Annotated in this window: 28 protein-coding genes; 5 read left to right on the top strand and 23 right to left on the bottom strand. The window is 59.5% G+C overall.

Features of this window, described 5'->3' with window-relative positions; all coding sequences use genetic code 11:
* Window positions 1–16 precede the first annotated feature (16 nt).
* The 22 genes from AC0ZZU_RS23440 to AC0ZZU_RS23335 all read right to left on the bottom strand — a co-directional run bounded on the left by AC0ZZU_RS23440 (window position 17) and on the right by AC0ZZU_RS23335 (window position 13,152).
* Window positions 17–868, bottom strand: coding sequence for a head maturation protease, ClpP-related (locus AC0ZZU_RS23440; protein ID WP_476343736.1), 852 nt, complete (start codon window positions 866–868; stop codon window positions 17–19).
* A gap of 14 nt (window positions 869–882) precedes the next feature.
* Window positions 883–2,181, bottom strand: coding sequence for a phage portal protein (locus AC0ZZU_RS23435; RefSeq protein WP_476343734.1), 1,299 nt, complete (start codon window positions 2,179–2,181; stop codon window positions 883–885).
* Complete coding sequence (locus tag AC0ZZU_RS23430) at window positions 2,174–2,335, bottom strand: hypothetical protein (protein ID WP_476343732.1); 162 nt, start codon at window positions 2,333–2,335, stop codon at window positions 2,174–2,176. The genes AC0ZZU_RS23435 and AC0ZZU_RS23430 overlap by 8 nt, the downstream gene beginning before the upstream one ends.
* Entirely contained in the window at window positions 2,332–4,020 is a 1,689-nt protein-coding gene (locus tag AC0ZZU_RS23425) for a terminase large subunit (RefSeq protein ID WP_476343730.1), read from the bottom strand. The genes AC0ZZU_RS23430 and AC0ZZU_RS23425 overlap by 4 nt, the downstream gene beginning before the upstream one ends.
* Window positions 4,021–4,050: 30 nt before the next feature.
* Complete coding sequence (locus AC0ZZU_RS23420; RefSeq protein ID WP_476343728.1) at window positions 4,051–4,221, bottom strand: hypothetical protein; 171 nt, start codon at window positions 4,219–4,221, stop codon at window positions 4,051–4,053.
* Window positions 4,222–4,782, bottom strand: a complete 561-nt coding sequence (locus AC0ZZU_RS23415) for a terminase small subunit (RefSeq protein WP_476343726.1) — start codon at window positions 4,780–4,782, stop codon at window positions 4,222–4,224.
* 161 nt (window positions 4,783–4,943) lie between these two features.
* Window positions 4,944–5,111, bottom strand: coding sequence for an HNH endonuclease (locus AC0ZZU_RS23410; protein ID WP_476343778.1), 168 nt, complete (start codon window positions 5,109–5,111; stop codon window positions 4,944–4,946).
* Window positions 5,112–5,263: 152 nt separating this feature from the next.
* Window positions 5,264–5,494 (bottom strand): Acb2/Tad1 domain-containing protein, encoded by a 231-nt coding sequence (locus tag AC0ZZU_RS23405; RefSeq protein WP_476343724.1) that lies wholly within the window; start codon window positions 5,492–5,494, stop codon window positions 5,264–5,266.
* 56 nt (window positions 5,495–5,550) lie between these two features.
* On the bottom strand, window positions 5,551–5,868 hold the full coding sequence (locus tag AC0ZZU_RS23400; protein ID WP_476343722.1) for a hypothetical protein: 318 nt from the start codon (window positions 5,866–5,868) through the stop codon (window positions 5,551–5,553).
* Between the two features lie 2 nt (window positions 5,869–5,870).
* Window positions 5,871–6,239, bottom strand: a complete 369-nt coding sequence (locus tag AC0ZZU_RS23395; protein ID WP_476343721.1) for a chemotaxis protein — start codon at window positions 6,237–6,239, stop codon at window positions 5,871–5,873.
* A gap of 63 nt (window positions 6,240–6,302) precedes the next feature.
* Entirely contained in the window at window positions 6,303–6,782 is a 480-nt protein-coding gene (locus AC0ZZU_RS23390; protein ID WP_476343719.1) for a hypothetical protein, read from the bottom strand.
* Window positions 6,783–6,951: 169 nt separating this feature from the next.
* Window positions 6,952–7,638, bottom strand: coding sequence for a hypothetical protein (locus AC0ZZU_RS23385; RefSeq protein WP_476343717.1), 687 nt, complete (start codon window positions 7,636–7,638; stop codon window positions 6,952–6,954).
* Between the two features lie 10 nt (window positions 7,639–7,648).
* Entirely contained in the window at window positions 7,649–7,966 is a 318-nt protein-coding gene (locus AC0ZZU_RS23380; RefSeq protein WP_476343716.1) for a hypothetical protein, read from the bottom strand.
* A complete protein-coding gene (locus AC0ZZU_RS23375) occupies window positions 7,963–8,193 on the bottom strand; it encodes a hypothetical protein (protein WP_476343714.1) in 231 nt (76 codons plus the stop codon). Before AC0ZZU_RS23375 ends, AC0ZZU_RS23380 begins: the two co-directional genes overlap by 4 nt.
* Window positions 8,190–9,479 carry a tyrosine-type recombinase/integrase gene (locus AC0ZZU_RS23370; RefSeq protein WP_476343712.1) on the bottom strand — a complete coding sequence of 430 codons (1,290 nt, stop codon included), beginning with the start codon at window positions 9,477–9,479 and terminating at the stop codon, window positions 8,190–8,192. Before AC0ZZU_RS23370 ends, AC0ZZU_RS23375 begins: the two co-directional genes overlap by 4 nt.
* Window positions 9,476–9,904, bottom strand: coding sequence for a VRR-NUC domain-containing protein (locus tag AC0ZZU_RS23365; protein WP_476343710.1), 429 nt, complete (start codon window positions 9,902–9,904; stop codon window positions 9,476–9,478). Before AC0ZZU_RS23365 ends, AC0ZZU_RS23370 begins: the two co-directional genes overlap by 4 nt.
* A 113-nt stretch (window positions 9,905–10,017) precedes the next feature.
* The gene (locus AC0ZZU_RS23360) at window positions 10,018–10,329 is read right to left on the bottom strand and encodes a DUF1364 domain-containing protein (RefSeq protein WP_476343708.1); all 312 of its coding nucleotides are present in this window, start codon (window positions 10,327–10,329) and stop codon (window positions 10,018–10,020) included.
* Window positions 10,326–10,529, bottom strand: coding sequence for a hypothetical protein (locus tag AC0ZZU_RS23355; RefSeq protein WP_476343706.1), 204 nt, complete (start codon window positions 10,527–10,529; stop codon window positions 10,326–10,328). The genes AC0ZZU_RS23360 and AC0ZZU_RS23355 overlap by 4 nt, the downstream gene beginning before the upstream one ends.
* Entirely contained in the window at window positions 10,526–11,209 is a 684-nt protein-coding gene (locus AC0ZZU_RS23350; RefSeq protein ID WP_476343705.1) for a replication protein P, read from the bottom strand. Before AC0ZZU_RS23350 ends, AC0ZZU_RS23355 begins: the two co-directional genes overlap by 4 nt.
* The gene (locus AC0ZZU_RS23345) at window positions 11,206–11,934 is read right to left on the bottom strand and encodes a helix-turn-helix domain-containing protein (protein ID WP_476343776.1); all 729 of its coding nucleotides are present in this window, start codon (window positions 11,932–11,934) and stop codon (window positions 11,206–11,208) included. The genes AC0ZZU_RS23350 and AC0ZZU_RS23345 overlap by 4 nt, the downstream gene beginning before the upstream one ends.
* Before the next feature lie 11 nt (window positions 11,935–11,945).
* Window positions 11,946–12,611, bottom strand: coding sequence for a phage antirepressor KilAC domain-containing protein (locus tag AC0ZZU_RS23340; RefSeq protein ID WP_476343774.1), 666 nt, complete (start codon window positions 12,609–12,611; stop codon window positions 11,946–11,948).
* Window positions 12,612–12,930: 319 nt separating this feature from the next.
* Window positions 12,931–13,152 carry a helix-turn-helix domain-containing protein gene (locus tag AC0ZZU_RS23335; protein ID WP_476343703.1) on the bottom strand — a complete coding sequence of 74 codons (222 nt, stop codon included), beginning with the start codon at window positions 13,150–13,152 and terminating at the stop codon, window positions 12,931–12,933.
* Between the two features lie 102 nt (window positions 13,153–13,254).
* Between AC0ZZU_RS23335 and AC0ZZU_RS23330 the strand changes: the two genes are divergently transcribed.
* The 5 genes from AC0ZZU_RS23330 (at window position 13,255) to bamE (ending at window position 17,157) form a co-directional block, all read left to right on the top strand.
* The gene (locus AC0ZZU_RS23330) at window positions 13,255–14,085 is read left to right on the top strand and encodes a LexA family transcriptional regulator (protein WP_476343772.1); all 831 of its coding nucleotides are present in this window, start codon (window positions 13,255–13,257) and stop codon (window positions 14,083–14,085) included.
* 162 nt (window positions 14,086–14,247) lie between these two features.
* Window positions 14,248–14,880, top strand: coding sequence for a hypothetical protein (locus AC0ZZU_RS23325; protein ID WP_476343701.1), 633 nt, complete (start codon window positions 14,248–14,250; stop codon window positions 14,878–14,880).
* Window positions 14,861–16,009 (top strand): helix-turn-helix domain-containing protein, encoded by a 1,149-nt coding sequence (locus tag AC0ZZU_RS23320; protein WP_476343699.1) that lies wholly within the window; start codon window positions 14,861–14,863, stop codon window positions 16,007–16,009. The genes AC0ZZU_RS23325 and AC0ZZU_RS23320 overlap by 20 nt, the downstream gene beginning before the upstream one ends.
* Before the next feature lie 140 nt (window positions 16,010–16,149).
* The gene (locus AC0ZZU_RS23315; protein ID WP_476343698.1) at window positions 16,150–16,716 is read left to right on the top strand and encodes a hypothetical protein; all 567 of its coding nucleotides are present in this window, start codon (window positions 16,150–16,152) and stop codon (window positions 16,714–16,716) included.
* Between the two features lie 117 nt (window positions 16,717–16,833).
* Window positions 16,834–17,157, top strand: coding sequence for an outer membrane protein assembly factor BamE domain-containing protein (gene bamE / locus AC0ZZU_RS23310; RefSeq protein ID WP_476343696.1), 324 nt, complete (start codon window positions 16,834–16,836; stop codon window positions 17,155–17,157).
* A gap of 51 nt (window positions 17,158–17,208) precedes the next feature.
* Here bamE and AC0ZZU_RS23305 read toward each other — a convergent pair whose 3' ends face one another.
* Window positions 17,209–17,517: a DUF1654 domain-containing protein gene (locus AC0ZZU_RS23305; protein WP_476343694.1), complete on the bottom strand. Its 309-nt coding sequence runs from the start codon at window positions 17,515–17,517 to the stop codon at window positions 17,209–17,211.
* Between the last annotated feature and the right edge of the window lie 789 nt (window positions 17,518–18,306).

The raw sequence follows: 18,306 nt of genomic DNA, 5'->3' as shown, positions 1-18,306 counted from the left end.
GTTGCGCATCAGTCGTTCAGCGAATCGGGAGAAGGCCCCGAAGCGCTGACGCCTGGCTTGCGGTTTCTTCAAACGCAGATACATCAAGGGCAGCGCGAGGCATGCCCGGCACGACAGCGCGAAGCGTATCGCCGCCGGCAGCGCTAGACGTGCCGGTCTTGATTTCGGAAATGAGCTTGCGGCGCTCGCTGCGGGGCATGCCGGACTTCGCCAGGGCAGCGTCCAGCTTGCGGGCTGAATGCGCCTGGGCGCCCTCTTCGCTTGGCGCCTGCTCCACCTCAGATGAGGAGATCAGGCCGGTTGCAAACCCTTTCTCGACAGCATTCGAGCCGTTCATGTAGGTCTCGGCGTCGAGCATCTTTTCCACTGCCGCTTCGTCCTGGCCGCTGGTATCCGCATACAGGCTGATCATGGCGCGGTCGAACTCTTCCATCGTGTCGGCGAGCTCGCGGATGGCGTGTCGGTTGCCAGCAAAGTAGGTCCAGCAGTTGTGGATCATGAGGAAGGCTGTCTTGGCCACCTCGCGCTTGGCACCAGCCATGGCGATCACGGACGCTGCGGAGGCGGCTAGGCCGAGCACCTTCACGGTCACTTCCTGCGAATGCTCGAGGAGGCGGTTGTAGATCGCGATCCCTTCGAACATGTCGCCACCGGGCGAGTTGATGTAGACGGTCACCGGCTTGTCGCCGATTGCGCGAAGCGCGGCATCCACTCGCTTGAGGGTGACGCCTTCGCCGTACCAGTCCTCACCGATGATGCCGTACATGGTGATGGTGTCGGTGCCTGCTTCGAGCGCTGCCCGCAGGTCTGGATTCCAGAGATCGAGCGCGCGCGGGCTCAGCTCGCAGTTGAAGCTGCGTGCCTTCACGTTTAGCTGCATGGTTACTCCTGCTGGCCGAGCCAGTTTTTCAAAGCGGCCTGCGCGGCCTGGCCATCGGTGGATTCCCCCAGCTTGTCGATGGGGGTCAAGTTGGTCTGGACGGTAAGCACGCCAGCATTGCCGCCATGACGCGGCAGGTTTTCTTTAACGCGGCATTCATCGCGCGTCATGATCCCGTTCTGGGTCATCTGGCTGTACCAGGCCGAGCGACCGGCGCTGTCCGCCTTGAGAAAGGCTTCGAGTGAGAACTCGGCGTAATAGGACCGGCGCTCGACCGGAGTCAGCAGACGCTTGTTCACGCACTGCTGAATCTGGTTGGTGATGGAGCTGATGCTGAAGGTGAGGAACGCGATCATCTGCTGTTCCAGGCCGGTGCCCCAGTTACTGCCCGAGTCGGTCTTGCCAACCATCCAAGGAGGGACACCGAACCACCGGCAGACCTCCTCTACGCTGTAGCCTCGCGATTCCAGCAGTTGAGCGTCGACCGGGTTGATGCCGATAGATTCTGGGGTGATGCCTTTCTCCAGCACGGGAGATCGGCCCGAGTTAAGCGCTCCAGACACTTGCTTCACGTAGTCGCGAAATTCATCACGCTGATCGGGGTTCAGTACCCGGTCCACCTTGAAGGCGACCGTCGGCAGCAAGCCGTTCTTGAACGTGCCGTTTGCCGCATCATCTGCCGACATTGCCGCGCCGAAGACGTCGGCGCCGTAGCGGATTGCTGACAGCCCTACTCGGCCGTCCAGGCTGAAGGCCGGGATGTGCAGCATGTCCTGTCGCTCGATCTGGCGGCGAGGGCCCTTGCGCGGTCGGTACCAGTAGGTGATCCGGCCATCGTCATCCAGGTCCATGTCGACCCGGCTGGGCAGCAGGAAATCCAGAGCAATGATCCGGCCGCCAATCCGCATGATCTCTGCGAACGCATTACCACGCAGGAGCATCGCCGCGACCATCGCCTGCCAGAATTGGAAGGCAGTCATGTCCTCGTTCGGGCTGGTGTGCACGATGTCGTAGAGAAGAGTGTCGCGGGCATCTTTTCGCCCGCCGTCCGCCTCTCGCCGATACACACCCATCGGCAATCCCGCCACAGAGGTGGAGATGATGCGCACGCAGGACCACACCGCCGATAGCTGCATGGCGTTGTCGACAGTCACTCGCTTACCCGAGCTGGACTGACCTCCGAGAAACTGGCTCCAGAAACCACCATCGCTCAGCTTGATGGACTTACCGAACCACTCGCCCAAGGAGGCGCCGGGCTTGCGGGCAGCGCGGCCCAGCACAGCGGAGATGGATTTAGTCACCGGTTAGCCCCTTGCGGACGAATCCCGCAATAAGGAGCAGTGCGCCGCCGCCGGCCAGTAATGCCCAGCCCAGGCCGAACAGGACGTAGACACCACCGACAGCCAGGGCGAACCCGCAGAGCGCACAGAAAATGAAAAGATGCAGTGGGTTCATATGATGATCGGGTTCCGTATGGCGGCCATGAAATCGTCGTTCCCCCGGCTTTCCGGGTTCAGAGATATCAAGGTCACTGCGTTGAATAGGGCCATCAGGGGGTCAATCTTTGCCGAACCGCTGGCTTGCTTGGTAATGAGGATCGAGTTCGCGCGCGGCTCGACCTTGGCGTTGCCAACGCACCAGGCCATCAGTGGCTGGCCGCCGTGCTTCAAGCCACCTTCGGCAAGCTTGCGCTCCGTCGTCTTGATCGCACCGCCAAGCTTCCAGCCCTGGCTGATTGCCACGATTTTTTCGGCTGGAATCTCCCGCTCGATCATCGCGTCGTAGATAGCGCCGATGCCGACGGGGTCGACGCCGACCTTGTCCAGCAGGCCAGACGCCTCAATCTGATCAACCAGGTCAGCGACGTCATTCACGTCATCACCGATGCGGGTAGAGAGCGTCAGGTCGCCGTCCTTCTCGAAGTCATGAAAGCGCGGCGCTTCCGCCTTACGACGCTCGAGCACTGAAGGGTGCGCCCAGGCATGAGTCCATACCAGCCACTCCCGGGTGCGCTTGTCACGGCCGACAGCGGCAAAGCCCAGCAAGTCATCCAGGCCGCCGCCGTCGATGCCGACATCTATGACCTCCGACCTGGCGATCAGCATGTCGAGTGTCAGTACCGGTACGGCGGCACCGACCCAGAAATCGGCGCCCGCCCACCTGTCCGAGCGCAGAGCGAGGCCGATCTCGACATTGAGATGCTTGGACATGAAGCCCAGCACCTCTGCCTCCCCCGCCTCCTCGGCCTTCTTCATCTCCCGGATCAGGAATTTCTCGCTAACTGAGTACCCCATGTTCGGGTTGGTGATGTAGAAGTTCTCGGGATTCCTGTGCTCGCTGGCCTTGAGGATCCGCTCCGGAAACTCGTAGATCACCGGCAAGAAGTTGGGATCGACAATCGTGCCGTCCCGAACGCCCCTGGCGTACTGCAGCTTCTCGCGAAACACCCCTGCCGGCGGCTGGTCCGATTGCGTGGTCAGGTAAATCACAAACCCTTCCGGCCGCGAGGCCAAGCCGCCGGTAGCCTCCCGCAGCATGTTCGCTGCATGGGGGTTCTTGCCGAACAGGTGAAGCTCATCAACCAGAACCACCGCGGCCTTCTTGCCGCCAACGGTGTTCTGGTCGGCAGCGACCACCTTCAAGGTCGCGCCCGATTCCCGGTGCGTAATGGTGCGGACATGGTCCTGGACGTGGAGCAGCGCCGACAGCTCCTCGTCATGCTTGACCATGTCCCTGGCCGGCGCATAGGCGTTGTTCGCCACCTCAATGGTCGGCGCAAGAATGATGAACTCGGCAGACTGCCGCCAGTTGCGGATCAGCACGGTGAGCATGATCGCCGCAGCGATGGTGCTCTTCGCGTTCTTCTTGCTGATCAGGAGAAAGAACTCCTGGATCAGCCGCTCGCCTGTATTGGCGTTGTAAGCGCCGAATATGGCACCGGCCAGATCGGTGATCCACGGCGCGCAGGACTCACCGATCAGCGGGCTACCCGGTGCATCTACAATCCGCAGGTCGTTCAATACCTGCAGGCTGGCTTCGGCCTCATCTGGAAACAGAGGTGGAAACGGGACCAGCGACTGGCGATTTACGATGCGCGACTCCCAGTCGGGGCACGCTGTGTCCCAGGTGGGTTCGTTCATACATCACCAATCGTAATTGGCCAGTGTCAGTTACTGGCTCTGGTCTTCGCCCAGCTCCGCATGGAAATAGGGCATCAGCGCTGCGGCGGCCTCGATTCGAATGTCGATCGACAACGCCTGGTCATTCATGACTGCGAGCAGGAAGTCCTTGGGGTCGCCGTAGACCTGCTGCAGATGCTGTTCATCCTTTGAAGTCGTCATTCACTTCACCGAACGTAGGTGGGATGGAGGTGGTGGTGCCGCGCTGAACTTGCCAGCGCCTGCTTTCTTCGCCGCGTCCTGCCTCTCTTCCTTCTTGCCGCCCTCGCCTTTGCGTGCGTGCAGGAAAGGCATGAGCGCCTTGGCGGCGTCACGACGGTCTTTGCGGTCCAGCTTCGGGTCGTTCATGTCGTCGAGCAGATAGTCTTTCGGGTCGCTGTAGACACGACCGACACCTGGCTCCTCCGCCAACTCAGATTCCGGTAACGGGGACGGTTTCAGTGCACCCTCGATGAGCTCGCTTGCCTGCCTCGGTGCCCGCGCGGCGGCCTTGGGCCGGGACGGTTTAACATCCGTTTTAACATCGGCTTTAACATCCGCGCCGACAGGGAAAAGTGCGTTCAGCTTGTGGAGCTCGCTGACGACGTCGGGATCCTTCGCCAGCCTGGAGCCAGCGGCGGACGCGGTCTTCGGAGAGCACCCAGCGGCAATCGCCGCATCTTTGTTGGACGCACCTTCCCTCACCGCGACGATGAAAGCGCGCTTTTTAGAGGTGAGTGCCATGTTTAACAAAAACCTGTGAGGGGGAAAAAATCTGTCCGTGCGGTCGGGGGCGGTGTCCTCGGCCGAGGGTCGGGCGGTTTCGACCCGCCCCCAGGGGCAGTGACGTGCCGCACCAGATCGGTGCATGGGCTGCCTGTGGGCCGGGCTGTGACGGGCCGGGGCTACCAGCCTCCACCCTGCGCCGCCTCTGCGGCCGTCTTTCTCTGGTGGCAGGGCACGCACAGGGCCTGGAGGTTCGCGTCGTCGTCGCTCCCGCCGCGAGCCACGTTGATGATGTGGTCAACCTCCAGCTCCGAAGTCACCAAGCCGCACGACTGGCAGGTGTACATGTCTCGAACCAAGATCGCCTCGCGCTTGCGGCGCCAGGGCCTGCCGCCTCGTCCGGATCCCCAGCCGCTTTGCTTCTCGTCCACGACTGGGGATGCAAACTTGCGGCTTCCGGCATCCTGCATCCGGGGGCGAAGCGTGCTGAGCCTGCCCATTAGGAGAACGGGTCAGTAGGTTTGGCGATCGAGCGAACGAACCACATGAAGCCTTGCTGCAGATTTGTCTTGGCCAGAGCCAACAATCGCGGGTCGACGCCCTCGATCTGGCCGATCTGCTTGAACAGCTCACCTGCATCCTTCTCCAGGGCCTTGATCGAGTTCATGCCGTCGATCTCGCTCTGGGTGAGATCGCGGTAGCCGGTGATCTTCTTGTGCTGGTTTTCCATGGGTGATCCTCAGGTGGTCGCGCCAAGAAAAGGCGCCTTCAGGGAATGTGGCGCGGCTACGGCGATACCCGATTGAGGGCCTCATCAGCCTTGTCTGCAGCCTGGGTTGCGGTAGCAGCAGCCTTGGTAGCCTTGTCGGCCGCAGTGCCTGCCTTCTTGGTCAGCTCATCCAGACGATGGTCACGCTGCTTGGTGGCCTCGTCGTAGGCCTGGCGGATCTCGGCGACCTGCTCCAAGTAGGTCTTGGCCAGCGCCCACTGGGCGAGCTGGTAACCGCCGAAACCGCCGCCGATAACCAGCAGCAACGCGATTACCCACACCTCGATGCGGCGCCACCAGCGACGAGCCATGAACTCCCATGCGCATCTGTCCATCATCAAGCACCTCCGAGTTGGGCGCGCAGGCGCGAGATCTCTTCGCTTTGGCTGGTGACCTTCTCGGTCAGTTGCTCGACCTGCCGGGTCAGCGCCAGAATGTTGCCTTCCAGCTTCCCCATGGAGCGGGTCAGTTCATTGCGCTCTTGCGCGAACTGGTCAGCTCGGGCTTCCGCGGCTTTGCGAGCCTCGCGCTCCGAGTCGAGCATCTCGTTCAGGCGGCGGACTGTGCCGATGTCGGCATTGTCCATGGCTCTGTCGACAGCGTCTTTGGACAGGAACTTGCGCAGCCAGAGGAAGCCGCCCAGCAATACGGTGCCCGTACCGCCCAGCCAGGTGGCTGTGCCTGGGCCGAGGTCGGTCGGGTCCATCGAGTTCTCCAGAGACGAAATAAAGCCCGCTAAAGGAGCGGGCTGAATATTAAAATTAAACGTTCAGAAGGGAAGCTTGAGGGTCGGTCGCGCGCTTAGAAAGCGCTGCAGTTGCTCAAACATTTGGCCGTACAGTTCGCCGTGATCGGTAGAGTTGAGCTCAATTCGCGAAGCAATGTCGGCAGAATCGCTCCACACCACGAAATAACCCTCAGACTTGCCGATCCTAAGAGAAATTCGCACTAATGTTTTTGGAAATGCGCCTGGCTCGGAGTCAAGTGTGATAACAACATCGAAGCTAATCGCGCCCTCTTCCCCGTCAAGCTGAAAGAAATGAGTCTCCTCTTCACTCCCATGCTTGCGAAGCTGGACGTACCTCACTTGCTTGCCAGACATGTCTTTATACTTGGCAGGCTCTATCCCAAGATAGTCAGTAAATCCGCTCGTAATCTGAGCAGCCTTCCTTTGCAGGCTTTCCCAGTAATCACGACTGGCCTGTTCTTGAGCGATATAAGAGCCTCGTAGTTCGTCGAACTTTGACATTCCTTTGCACCTTCGAAATGGCGGAAAGACGACGATCACACAAACCAAAAGCCTGTTCAACAAAAAAGCCCAGCACATTCGCCGGGCTTTTTAAGTCAGTCCTCAACACGCGCAGGAATGACAGGATGGGGATAATTTCGCTCAGTCGCTCACTGATGTCAACAGGCAATCACGCGGCCTCTCTCATCAGCAGTCCTTCTGCCTCCAGAATTACCCTAACCTCCGCCAGAGCGTCATCAGTCAGACCGTCGAGTTTCTCATTGATCTCTAATCTCCAGCGGCGGCGGGTCGACTCCGGCGTGGCAGCAAGGTCCCAGGTGTTCATGTCGTAGAAGCTGTCCGGCAGGATGATCACGTCCTCTTCGAGCGCTTCGACGCGCTTCTTGGCTGACTTCCCAGCAGCCACCGCAGCAATCACGGTGGCCGCTACACGCCAAGCCGATGCGTCCAGCGGGATCTCGACCGAAACAGGACGCGGCGCTTTCCGGCGCGCACCCTTGAGCTTCGGTATGGCCCAGGCCGTTACAGCCTTGTAGACGAACAGGGTGGATGCTGGGCTCGCGATGAGCGGCCGCACTAAAGTGATGGCCTGGACCTTCTTCGCCTTGCTGGTGCTGTATTTGGCGACCAGCGCATTCCAGTGGCGGTCCTTCAGCATGTGATGTAGACGAGCAGACAGCCAGTAGTCCACTTGGGTGCGGTCAATGCCATCCGAACGACCACCCAGGGACGCGAGGCAGCCGCCCTCTTCCTCTGCTGACTTGTAGAGCTTTTGCCAGGCCTGGGCCTTCGCCGATCCCTTCTCGCCTGCCGCCAGAGCCGCAACCACTGCACCCGATACGCTGCTGTAAATCATGTTCTTCCCCTTAATCCCCGGTGTAGTTCGTGCCGCCGGCGCCGCGGCGGTTGTTCTGTTCGTATTGCGCACTAGGGCCAACACCCTGGCGCGTCTTGAGCTGCTCGAGGTGTCGCTCGACCTCCTGAAGGCGGAGACTCAGCTGGGTAACCAACTCTTCCACCGGCAGCGCCTCGCCGGTGATGGCCGACACCCAGCCCGACGCATTGCAACGGCCACAGGGCAGCTCATAGAAGACGCCCTTGATGACCGCCTTCCCGCGGCAGTCGTAGCACTGCGTCAGGACGATCCTTTCCTTCCGGAGCGAAGGACCGTGGCTCTTCCTCATTCACCACCTGCCAGCCAGTCGGCAGCCATGTCGATGTCGTAGGGGAATCTCCGGCTATCAACCTCGAACCGGGCGCCGCCGATCATGGTCACGCTGAGCCGCCGGAAATCCTCGTAGTTCTGGACGCAGATCATGAGGACCTTCGACCGGTCGAAGACAGGCTTTGGCTGCTGAAATCCAGCTGCAGCCATCGAAAAGGCGAAGGCTCCGTGCTCGGAAATAGTCATTTCAAATCCTCGCTTCTGGTGGATACCGAAATGGCGCCGCAGCCCGCGCGCTCTGCGGCCTTTGTCAGAATCCATGAATCCATGGATCTATCACCGGTCAACCCGTGGATCAGGGTGAAACCCTTCTGATCAAGGTGTGCATGCCACTTCTCCAATGCGTCACGCTTGCGGGCCATGACGTCGGACTGGATGTAAACCTTCACGTTGTGATTCATGGCGTGGTTGATCAGCAGCTCACCGACCAGATGGTCAACACCCAAGTCTGCCCAGCCGGTGCGAGCCAGCTTGCGCAGGTCGTGGCTGGTCCACTCGCCCTGCCCCATCTGGGTGAACACGGCGCTGGCCTTCGCCTCACCCATCGGTTTGCCACTGCGGCCGGGGAACAGGAACTGCCCGTCATAGCGCTGATTCCGCTGGATCTCGCGGTAGGCGAGCAGCAGCTTGCGTACTTGGTCAGTCAGCGGAAGGCGATGCTGCACGCCGGTCTTGGTGTGCTCTGCCGGAATGAACCACTCCCGCTCCGCCAGGCTGATGTGGCTCCAGCGCGCCTGCCGGGTTTCGCCCAGGCGTGTGCCGTGGCACAGCATCATCAGGGCCAGTACGCCGCTCTGCGGGTTGTTGGCTATCGTGCCCAGCATGCGGGCCAGTAGATCCTCCAGATGCACGCCGCGCAGCCGTGATGGCTTGACCGTGACCTTCGCCTTGGAGAAGTCGCCAAACCGGATGCCTGCCATCGGGTTTGAGCTGATCAGCCCGAGCTTGTGCGCCTGTTTGAAAGCCAGGGCCAGGAGCTGGAAGACCAGGCGCACGTAGTCGATCGACAGCGTCTCTTGCAGCGGCCACATGAGCACGCGGTCCAGCAACGCCTTGTCGATCTGGGCCAACGGCGTGTCACCCAGGCGCGGAATCAGGTGCAGCTTGATTGCCGACGCCGCCGTGCTCTTGCGCTTCGCCGAAAGGTTGCGGTCACGGGCCATGCGCTCGGCGAACCACTCCAGCAGCTCGCCGGCCAGCACCCAGCTCGAAAGGCTCGAGCTCTCACCGGCCTCGAGGCGCAGGCGAATATCGGGCAGCGCGGCGGCGACCTTGGTAGCGCTCAGCTCAGGGTATGAACCGATCCGGTGCCACGTGCCCTTGTGCACTAGGAACCAGGACCCGCGCTCGCGGGAGCGATGAAACCTGAAATACAGGCCGTGACTGCCCAGGGCGCGTAGGTCACGCACCTGGCCGGAGGACTGCCGGCGAATCTCTGCATCGCTGATTTTCACAGCGGCGGTGTTGGTCATGCTGCAACCTCCGTTTTCGGTAGCATCAGGTAGGCCCGCAGCGCCTCGATCACATCGCGATGACCGCGACCCACGATGGCAAGGTAGCCCTGCTCGTTCAGTCGACGAATGCAAGCGTGCTGGCTTGGGGAGACGGCGGCCGGGTCTACGGTCGCCTTGAATTCGATGTACAGGCCGAAGAAGCCGCCCCGGGCCATCGGCAGCACCAGGTCGGGAATCCCAGCCTTCACGCCTTGGGCCTTGAGCTTCGCGGCCGTGGCCTTGGTGCGGTACCCGCCGTTTGGGACGTGGAAGATCAGATCGTAGGCCTCCGGGTAGCGCAGCTCGATTTCCTTGAGCAGCGCGGCCTGCTCCAGGCCTTCGCGGTCGACCCGCTTGCGGGGGACCGCTTTTGGTGAGTAGGCGCGAGTGGCGGCCGGCCTCATGCGTTACTCCCCGGCGCGCTTGCGATTGATCGCTCGGCCTACGCCCATCACCAGGCACAAGGTCGAGCAAAGCAGCATGGAGGCCAGCAGCGGGCCCACAATGAGATCCCAAGTCATGCCGCAACTCCTTTGGCGCCGATGACGCCCTCGCTGATCAGCTGGGCCTGAGTGCGCATGACGCCCTCGGCGTGGTACTGGCGGGCCTCGGCGCGACTGATTTCCTTGCTGCGCCCGTCGCAAACATCATGGCAGGCGCTGCAAGACCAGGCGCCCTGCAGGTCGTTCGGCTTGAAGCCCACACCGCAGGTGCCGGCCATGCGGTAATGCGCCAGGACGGTTGTTTCCGGGTTGCCGTTGCAGACGCCCGGGATGCGCACCTGGCACTCCCGGCCGCGCGCGGCCTTGGTCAGCTTGAATTGCCTCATGGGCGGTGCTCTCCTTGAAGATCGATAACTTCGAATGCGGATGGCCACATGCGCACGCCGTGCAGCCGGGCTGATTGCTCGTCGCGGTACAGGGCAACGGGCGGCTGGGGCTGGTGGCTGAGGCCAAGGGCCTGGCTGCAGCAGTACAGCGCGTAGCGGTAGTCAGCAGGGTCAGGCGCCAGCAACACCGGGTCGCTCATGCGCTTCTCCTCGAGGCGCGCAGCGCGGCCAGGGCATTGCGGCCAACCTCAGGAGTACGGCGAGGCTGGGCCTTCGCGGGGAGCGCCAGCGGCATTGCCTGGAGTGGCTCACCCGCCATCAGGCGGCGCACGGCGATGGCGTAGTTGCGCTCGAACAGCTTCAAGCTGAGGTCCGCGGCGAGTCGGTTCAGGTTTTCAAACCCGCACTCCTTGGCCGCGTGCCACACCGCGTCATGCGACCACTTTCCTGCCCCGGCCATCGACGGGTGGGCATTGCGGCACGCTTCTTGGAACGCCGATTTCAGCGCTGGTAGGCCGAGCATCTCCGGCGATGGCTGGCACCACTCGATGAATTTGCCCGGTGCCGGGATGAACTCGCGGCCCGACTGGCGGCAGCGCATCAGCCCGAACTGCAACTGCTCTGGAGTGTTGATCCCCGCCTCAAGGAACGCCGTCAGCCACTGCTGCTTGGCGGCCTTGTACGTGTTCATGTCCGGCCAGGCCTGCTTCCAGGCGCTGAAGATGGTCCGCAGGTCACGGAACAGCCGGTTGATCACCGCAGCGGTTTTGCGGTCGAGCTCGGCCTTGATCTCGGCGGGAAGCGTGTCCCCAGCAGGGATGTACTGGCCGGTTTGAACTTTGGCCCAAAGGCCATGGGCGATGGTGGCTACCTGGTTCATTGGTCACTCCCCCCGTTGAGCCATGAGGTGTCGTCGTCATCGAAAGAGCTGGATTGCTGGGCGCTCGGTTTGCCGGTAGCGGATCGAGCTGCCCGGGCCAGGTCCGATTTCACCCAGTTGACCAGGGCGGCGAGCCATTGCTTTTCGGTCTGCGCCAAGCCCTTCGCGTCGTGGTGCAGCACGAATCCGGCGATTGCCTTGGAGCCGAAGTTGTCCAGGGTGAGCCCCGAACGGAGTGCATACGCCTTGAGCAGGTCCTGATCAGGCACCCACTCCAGGAACATTTCGAATGGCTCGCGCAGAGAGTGAGTAGATTGGTTAACTGACGGATTGGGTGCAGCTGCTGCACCCCGTTCTGCGTTTTCCTGCACCCCGTTCTGCTGTGAGGTGCACCCCGTGCGGTTTGCTGCACCCCGTTCCTTGCGAGGTGCAGCAGATGCACCCCGTTTCAACTGGAGGTCGTACACGACTGGGCGGCGATCACGGCGATCTATGTAAGCAGCCGCGATCGCCTGGTTCCCAGCGACGATCCAGCCAGCTGCTTCCAGCTCGTCGAGCTTTAGGCGGATGGTGCGCTCGGACAGGCCGGTATCCTCGGATAGCGTGGCAGCCGACGGGAAGGCACCGCGGCCATCGCTACCGGCATAGTTCGCCAGGCACAACAGCACGTGCCTGGCTGCGGGATTCTCGAGCTCGGACTTTGGGATAGCGAGAGCCCATGTCATGGCTTGAACACTCACAGCGTACTCCCTGCGCGCAGCTCGGCCAGACGTGCCAGTCCCTTGGGCGTGACAAGAGGGTCATAGGCCGCGCGCTCTACGCCGGTCTCTGGGTCAGGCTTGAGCGAGGTCACCTTGTGCTTCATCAGGCCGGCGGAAATGCGCGGCTGGTACGCAATCCACCGGCGCGACCCTCTCCGGCGGAAGATCCAGCGGTTCTGCTCGAGCCAATCGAACAGTTTCGAAGGTGGGACTTGCAGGTGCTTTGCCGCATCGGTGATGCAGATCGCGCCACCCGCAGCCGCCAGTCGCTGGATGGCTGCCACTTTGGGCGCCTGGTGCTCCAGAGCTTGCTGCAGTTGCTGGTTTTGTTCTGCCTGGGCAGCGGCAAGCTTCAGCGCCTCGGCGAAGGTCGCAGGGATCTGGAATTGACCGACGACCTTGGCTTCCAGCTCTTGCCAGCGATCGATGATCTTGGCTCGCAGTTCAACGCTATAGCCGGACACGACCACCATGGTGTCGCGGTAGCTGAGCAGAAACTCGATATAGGCCTGCCCGTTCTGGGGGTGGGTGTAGGGGGTCTCGTTCGATGAAACGACACCCTTTTTGATGAGCAACCGCACGGTCTTCAGCACGTTGTCGTGCGTGCTGCCGGTGAGCAGCGCGATCTCGCGGGAGGACATGACCTGACTCGTCAGGATTGGTGATTCGGCCAGAGCTGACGCGCCAACCCCGCTATTGCTTGAATCGAACGCTATGTGCATAATCGACCTCGTTGACGTTGTGAAGAAACCGGGTAGCCGCCCGGTTTTTTTATGCCTGCGATTTGGGTACTGGATGAATAAACAGCGGGACGACCTCACTACTAGCGCTGGGCTAGCTCGTGCAAAATTCAATTACGCCTTGCCGCCTGCTCAGCTACTTCGGAAGTGTCTGAAGACGCGCCAGCCGGTCAGGCTGCACAATGGGCTGCACGGATGTGCGCGACCGCTTCACGGCGAGCTAAGCGGCAGTTTTTTTTGAGGCCTGCTTACCGTTTCGGGAAAGCTCCTGATGCATCTGATCGATCGCCGTTCCGGAGTTGTAGCTCGGGTTGCTGATCTGGCCATTGCGGATGCGGAAAACTGTGGAGATGTCGCATTTGGCACGCTCGGCAATGGCCTTGTAGGTCAGCCCGGACCCCAAAAGCGCGTCGAGTTTCTTTGGAAGATCGGTAGCACTCATGGCTGCCTCCTGTGTAGATATGCACATGATCATGCACCAGTGCATAGCTGTCAATGAGCGACTCCCTTGATGTATGCACTGGCTAAGGCGACGATTGCACTCATGCATAAAACTATCGACAAAATTCTCGCCGATCTTATGAGCCGAAACGGCCTCAATCAGGCAGAGCTCTCGCGCCTGGCTAATGTTGGCCAGCCGACCATTTCGCGCATTCTTAAGCCTGGTGGCCCGAAGGGGATCAAGGACCCAAGCGACAAGCAGGTGCGGCCGCTGGCAGAGTTTTTCCGCATAAGCACCGATCAGCTGCGCGGATACTCTCCTCTAGAGATCGACTTGGAAGACCGATCCGAGGTCGTACCCTCTTCCCTTGATGCCGTGCGGGACATGCTTGCAAGAGCGACCAGGGTGCCGGACGAGCTCAAGCGAAAAATTCTTCAGGTAGCACAAAACCCCGCCAGCTCCGCTGCGACCGTCATCAGCGCCGACATCTCCAGGCCAGGCTTGGTCGGCGATGAGGTTTGGATTGCTCACTATGACGTGCGTGCCGCCATGGGCGGCGGCCAGGTCGCGCACGATTACCCTGAAATGCTTCAGGATGTCCGGGTGAGCCCTAAGCATCTACGCGAGATCGGAGTTGAATTCGCTGAGCATTTCCACCTGAAGCTCGTGACCGGTTGGGGCCAGTCAATGGCGCCGACGATCAAGCATCGGGATCCGCTGCTTGTCGACGTCAGCGTTCGGGAGTTCGTGGGGGATGGGATATACCTGTTCTCGCACGACGAGATGCTCTACATCAAGCGTCTGCAGAAGAAGGGGCGCGATCACTTCAAGATGATCTCGGACAACACCAATCATCCGGCCGAGGACATACGCGTGGATGACACATACATCCAGGCCAGGGTGCTATTGGTATGGAATGCTCATCTGGTCTGAGCTGCGAGAACGAGCCTCGGATCATCGGTCAAGAGATCTGGCAGCGCGGCGTCTTGTAGGCAGACTTCAGAAGGGATTGGGGGACCAGGGAAGAGCGGCCGGTTGACAAAATCAGGTTTTTAGGCAAAATGGTTGACATGAATACTGTCAACCGGATTAGCCATGCCGACCATTCGTGAGATTATTGATACGGATCTGCCATTTACCAAGATGGCCGAAATCTCCAAAGCCATCGCTCTGGGGTACAAAGCCTCAGCAGCCATTCTGCGCGCCAATCCGGTGCTCGGAACAAACCCAATGGCATCATCTGGGCACATCAAACGATCGTGCGTTGATCATTTTTTAGCTGCCATCCCTCGCGCGCTTCCAGGCTCAGGAATCTCTGCTCGAATCGAGAGTAATCGGACCGGCTCGTCTAGGCATATTGTGCTTCGCTCTGATCGCACAATACTCACCGCACATCACGTCCAAAGTAGCAGAGCGAAGATGATTAAAAGCTCTCTTTACAACAGAGTGTTATCTAGCCCTAACTATGATCTTTTTTCGGATAGTCCCTCAGAGCATGCTGATTCGACGCTATGCTGCCAGCTCCTACACGGCTCGAAAGCCCACCTGGAATTCATCAGTCTCGTAGTCCCTGATCCCAGTTGCAATGTAGCTCTGTACACCAGGGCAATACCGCTGCCGTCAATCGAAGAGATCAAAGAAGAAAAAATCGAAGATAGTATTGGCGAGCTTTTCAACAGCATCTCTGAAGAAATATTCAAGCAACAAAATGGCCATAATGAAATTTAACCCACTGCGACTTTCGGAGGCAAGACTCGCCTGCGGAATGACAATGGCTTCCCTTTCTGAACGCATAGGTGTCAGCAGGCAGGCGGTATCCATTTTTGAGAAAGGCGCAAAGTCCCCAACTCACGAAAACCTTGAAAAGATTGCACGCACCTTGGATGTAGATATCGCTTTCTTCTTTACTCCAAGCCGCAAGATAAAGCAAATAACCACTCCATCACACTTTAGAAGTTTCAAGACAGCAGCCAAGAAATTTCGAACGAAGGCCGTAATTCAAGAGGCATGGTTTGCGGAGTTTTCCCAATACCTTCTGTCAAAGATCAACTACCCTGGAGCTAAGGTTTACCAGTCGAATTCGCTCGACTTCAGTCTCTTGAGTAACGAGGATATTGAGGAAATAGCTATGAGCGCTCGACGGTACTGGGGTCTGGGCGCTGGGCCGCTCAGCAATCTCACTCGCCTTCTTGAAAATAATGGCATTCTCGTCGCTCAGCTTTCATTGGACAGAACCACGCAAGCCTTTTCAAACTGGCGCGGTGATCTTGCTTATATAGTTACAGAGCGGGGTAACAGTAACGCTAGGCATAGATTCAACCTTGCTCATGAGCTCGGCCATCTTGTCATGCATACCTCGGTTTCTGATGCGGATCATGAGGATGACGAGCTTGTTAACATTAAGGAGGACCAGGCAAATTATTTTGCCAGCGCGTTTATCTTTCCGAAAACTGCATTCCTTCAAGAATTTACGTCGTGCTCCATGGATGCGCTAATCTCTCTTAAGAGGCGCTGGGGTATCTCGATTGCTGCTATTACTGTACGAGCTCGTGCCTTGGGGCTTATTTCAGAGAATCAGAGTATTTACATTTTCAAGCAACTGGCTGGCGCTCCTGGGGGCAGAAAATTGGAGCCGCTTGATAAGGAAACTCCAAAGGAGTCGAGCAAGCTTGTTAGCGAGATGATCGACTTTTTGGTGAAGCATGACCGAGTCACGGCGGATGAGATCACATCGTTGCTTCCACTGCCCGTCTCTCGACTGGCTGAGATGTCTGGAAAACCTGAGGAATATTTCAGGCCTGCTGATCATTCTGCGTCGAACGTGATTACGTTTCAACTCAAGCGCTCATCTTCCTGAATGGCAGCCGAGCCCCGCTTCAGGCTTTTAGCATCTACCCTTCCCGTCTCCGAGCCCGCCACTGAGCGGGCTTTAGCTGTTGAATGCTGGCTCAGGGCCAGAATGGTAGGATGGCGACTCAACTTACAAGGAGTATGCCCATGCGGGGATTTGGAATTATCGCGCTAGTCGTCGGCCTGATCGGCGCTATCGGCGCGATGGCTATGGATGTGTCTGTTTCCACGGGGATGGGCCGGCGGGTTAACAACATCGGTCTCATGGCTCAGCAGCAGAACTACCTGATCATTGGTGCGCTGGTCGCTCTGGCAGGCCTGCTCATGATCATCTTCGGCGGGAAGAAGCAACTGACCAGCCAGCAGATTACTAGCATCATGGAATCTAAAGACTCTCGGCCCTGCCCTTTCTGCGCCGAATTAATTAAGCATGCCGCCATCAAGTGCAAGCATTGCGGGGCCGATGTTCAAGCGATCGAGTGCCAGGCCCCTGCTTCTGGGTGGGCAGTACGCATTCCCTGCCGTTCTGGCGAAGAGTTCGAAGCGACTGCCGAGCTCGCGAGGAAGGACGGACTTCTCCTCGACGCACCAGATGGAAGCGTGGTCGTCCTAGGCCCCTTTGAACTGAAGGTAGAGGCGGTTGACGTGCTCCGTCACCTCAGAACACAGCACTCAATCTTTGGCGAGCTCCGCTATGAAGATGGGCGTTCCTAGGATCTAGCCCAAGGGAGCTAACCGATAGCCCGCCATTGAGCGGGCTTTTTTGTGGGCATGTGATGGCGACTGGCCAGAGTGGTAGCATGGCTCCTCAATTCACAAGGAGGTAAACCTATGCCGCGCTTTATTCACCGACTGTTACTCGCTGTAGCCGTGGTCGTCTTGGCAGGATGCGCAGGTACGTCATTCACGTTCAGCGAGGCCAGTCGAGTGAAGGTTGGCATGACCGAGGACCAGCTCTACGAGATCATGGGTAACCCTTACATGAGGGTTTCCAAGGAGGATTCCCAGCAGTGGGTGTACACCCACGCGACCGCATTCAGCGGCGCCAAGTCCGTCTCTTTTGAGACCAAGGACGGTGTTGTATCCAAGGTGCCGTACATTCCCAAGGACTTCTTGAGCGAATCGGCTAGAGCCGAATTGGAAGCCGCCCAATAGCTGCCAAGAGAGAACAGTCCAGCCCGCCATGTGCGGGCTTTTTCATGTGCGTCAGAAAGGAGCACCCTCCCCCTCTGGCTCGATATTCGTTTCGGTCAGCCATCCTTCCACCTCCTGCTTCTCCCACCTCACGGTGACGCTGCCGTCGTCGCTGAAGGTGAGATCCAGCTCCGGCGTTTCGGCCAGTAGGCCCATCACCTCTCCCCACTCCGCATCGCCGTCCGTGTCCAGCCGGTGGATTGTGACCCAGCGCTGCAGCTGCGCAACCGGGTGATTGATCATCGAGGACACCCTTAGCCCCAGTCGCTCAAGACCGGTAATCACCTGGCGCTCCTGCACTGAATTCTGTTGCTTTGCCATGCCACCTCCTCTTAGCTGTATATCCATCCAGTTGTACGCGAGGATATCGGAGACATTCAGAAAAGTTAACCCTCCTTCGTGAGGAAAAAAGCCATGCACAAACGAAGGGATTTATGCACTAGTGCATTGACACCATAGTTGCACTGGTGCATATTTCACCCATCGAGACGCGCCGCCGACTCGATCGGACCAAGGTCCAATCGCTCTTTACACAATCCGACGTGACCCCTCGACGTACCGGCAGCCGCCGGTGGCAACCAAGCTAAACCGTCGACCACGCAGCCTCTGGATAGCTGCCGGACTCCCCTCATGGGAGGACGCCAAACCATGCAAGCCAGCCGGCGAAGAACACCGTTCACGAAATGTGTGACGCCGGCCAGAGATACGAATCCGGCACAACGCATGGAGCGGAACAAACACCACAGGAGGAAACAGCCCATGAAGTAGCAAGCCCAGCCGGAACACGGACCGGCAACCCACGACGAGCTGCCCCATTCACTGGGCCGCCGAGCTGCAGCTGGCAGTCGTGTAGCGAACACCTGACCCGATGACCACGGAGCCGAAGCCGATCTAGGCGCCGTGACCAGGGAAGCTCAAGGCCGAACAAGCGCAGCGCGATGCCATCGGCGGCAGAGCGCGATTTCACTGGCAGTCCTTCTCGCGAGGGCCAGACGGGAAATCAACCAGCAAAAGGAACATCCCATGAGCGGTTTCACCAAAGGCCAGTCGGTCATCCTCACCAACCCGCGCGGCGTCGACAAGACGGGCAAGTTCATCGGTACCAAGAAC

This window comes from Pseudomonas sp. JE3303, from assembly GCF_056312565.1.
This window is presented reverse-complemented; position numbering and strand designations above follow the sequence as displayed.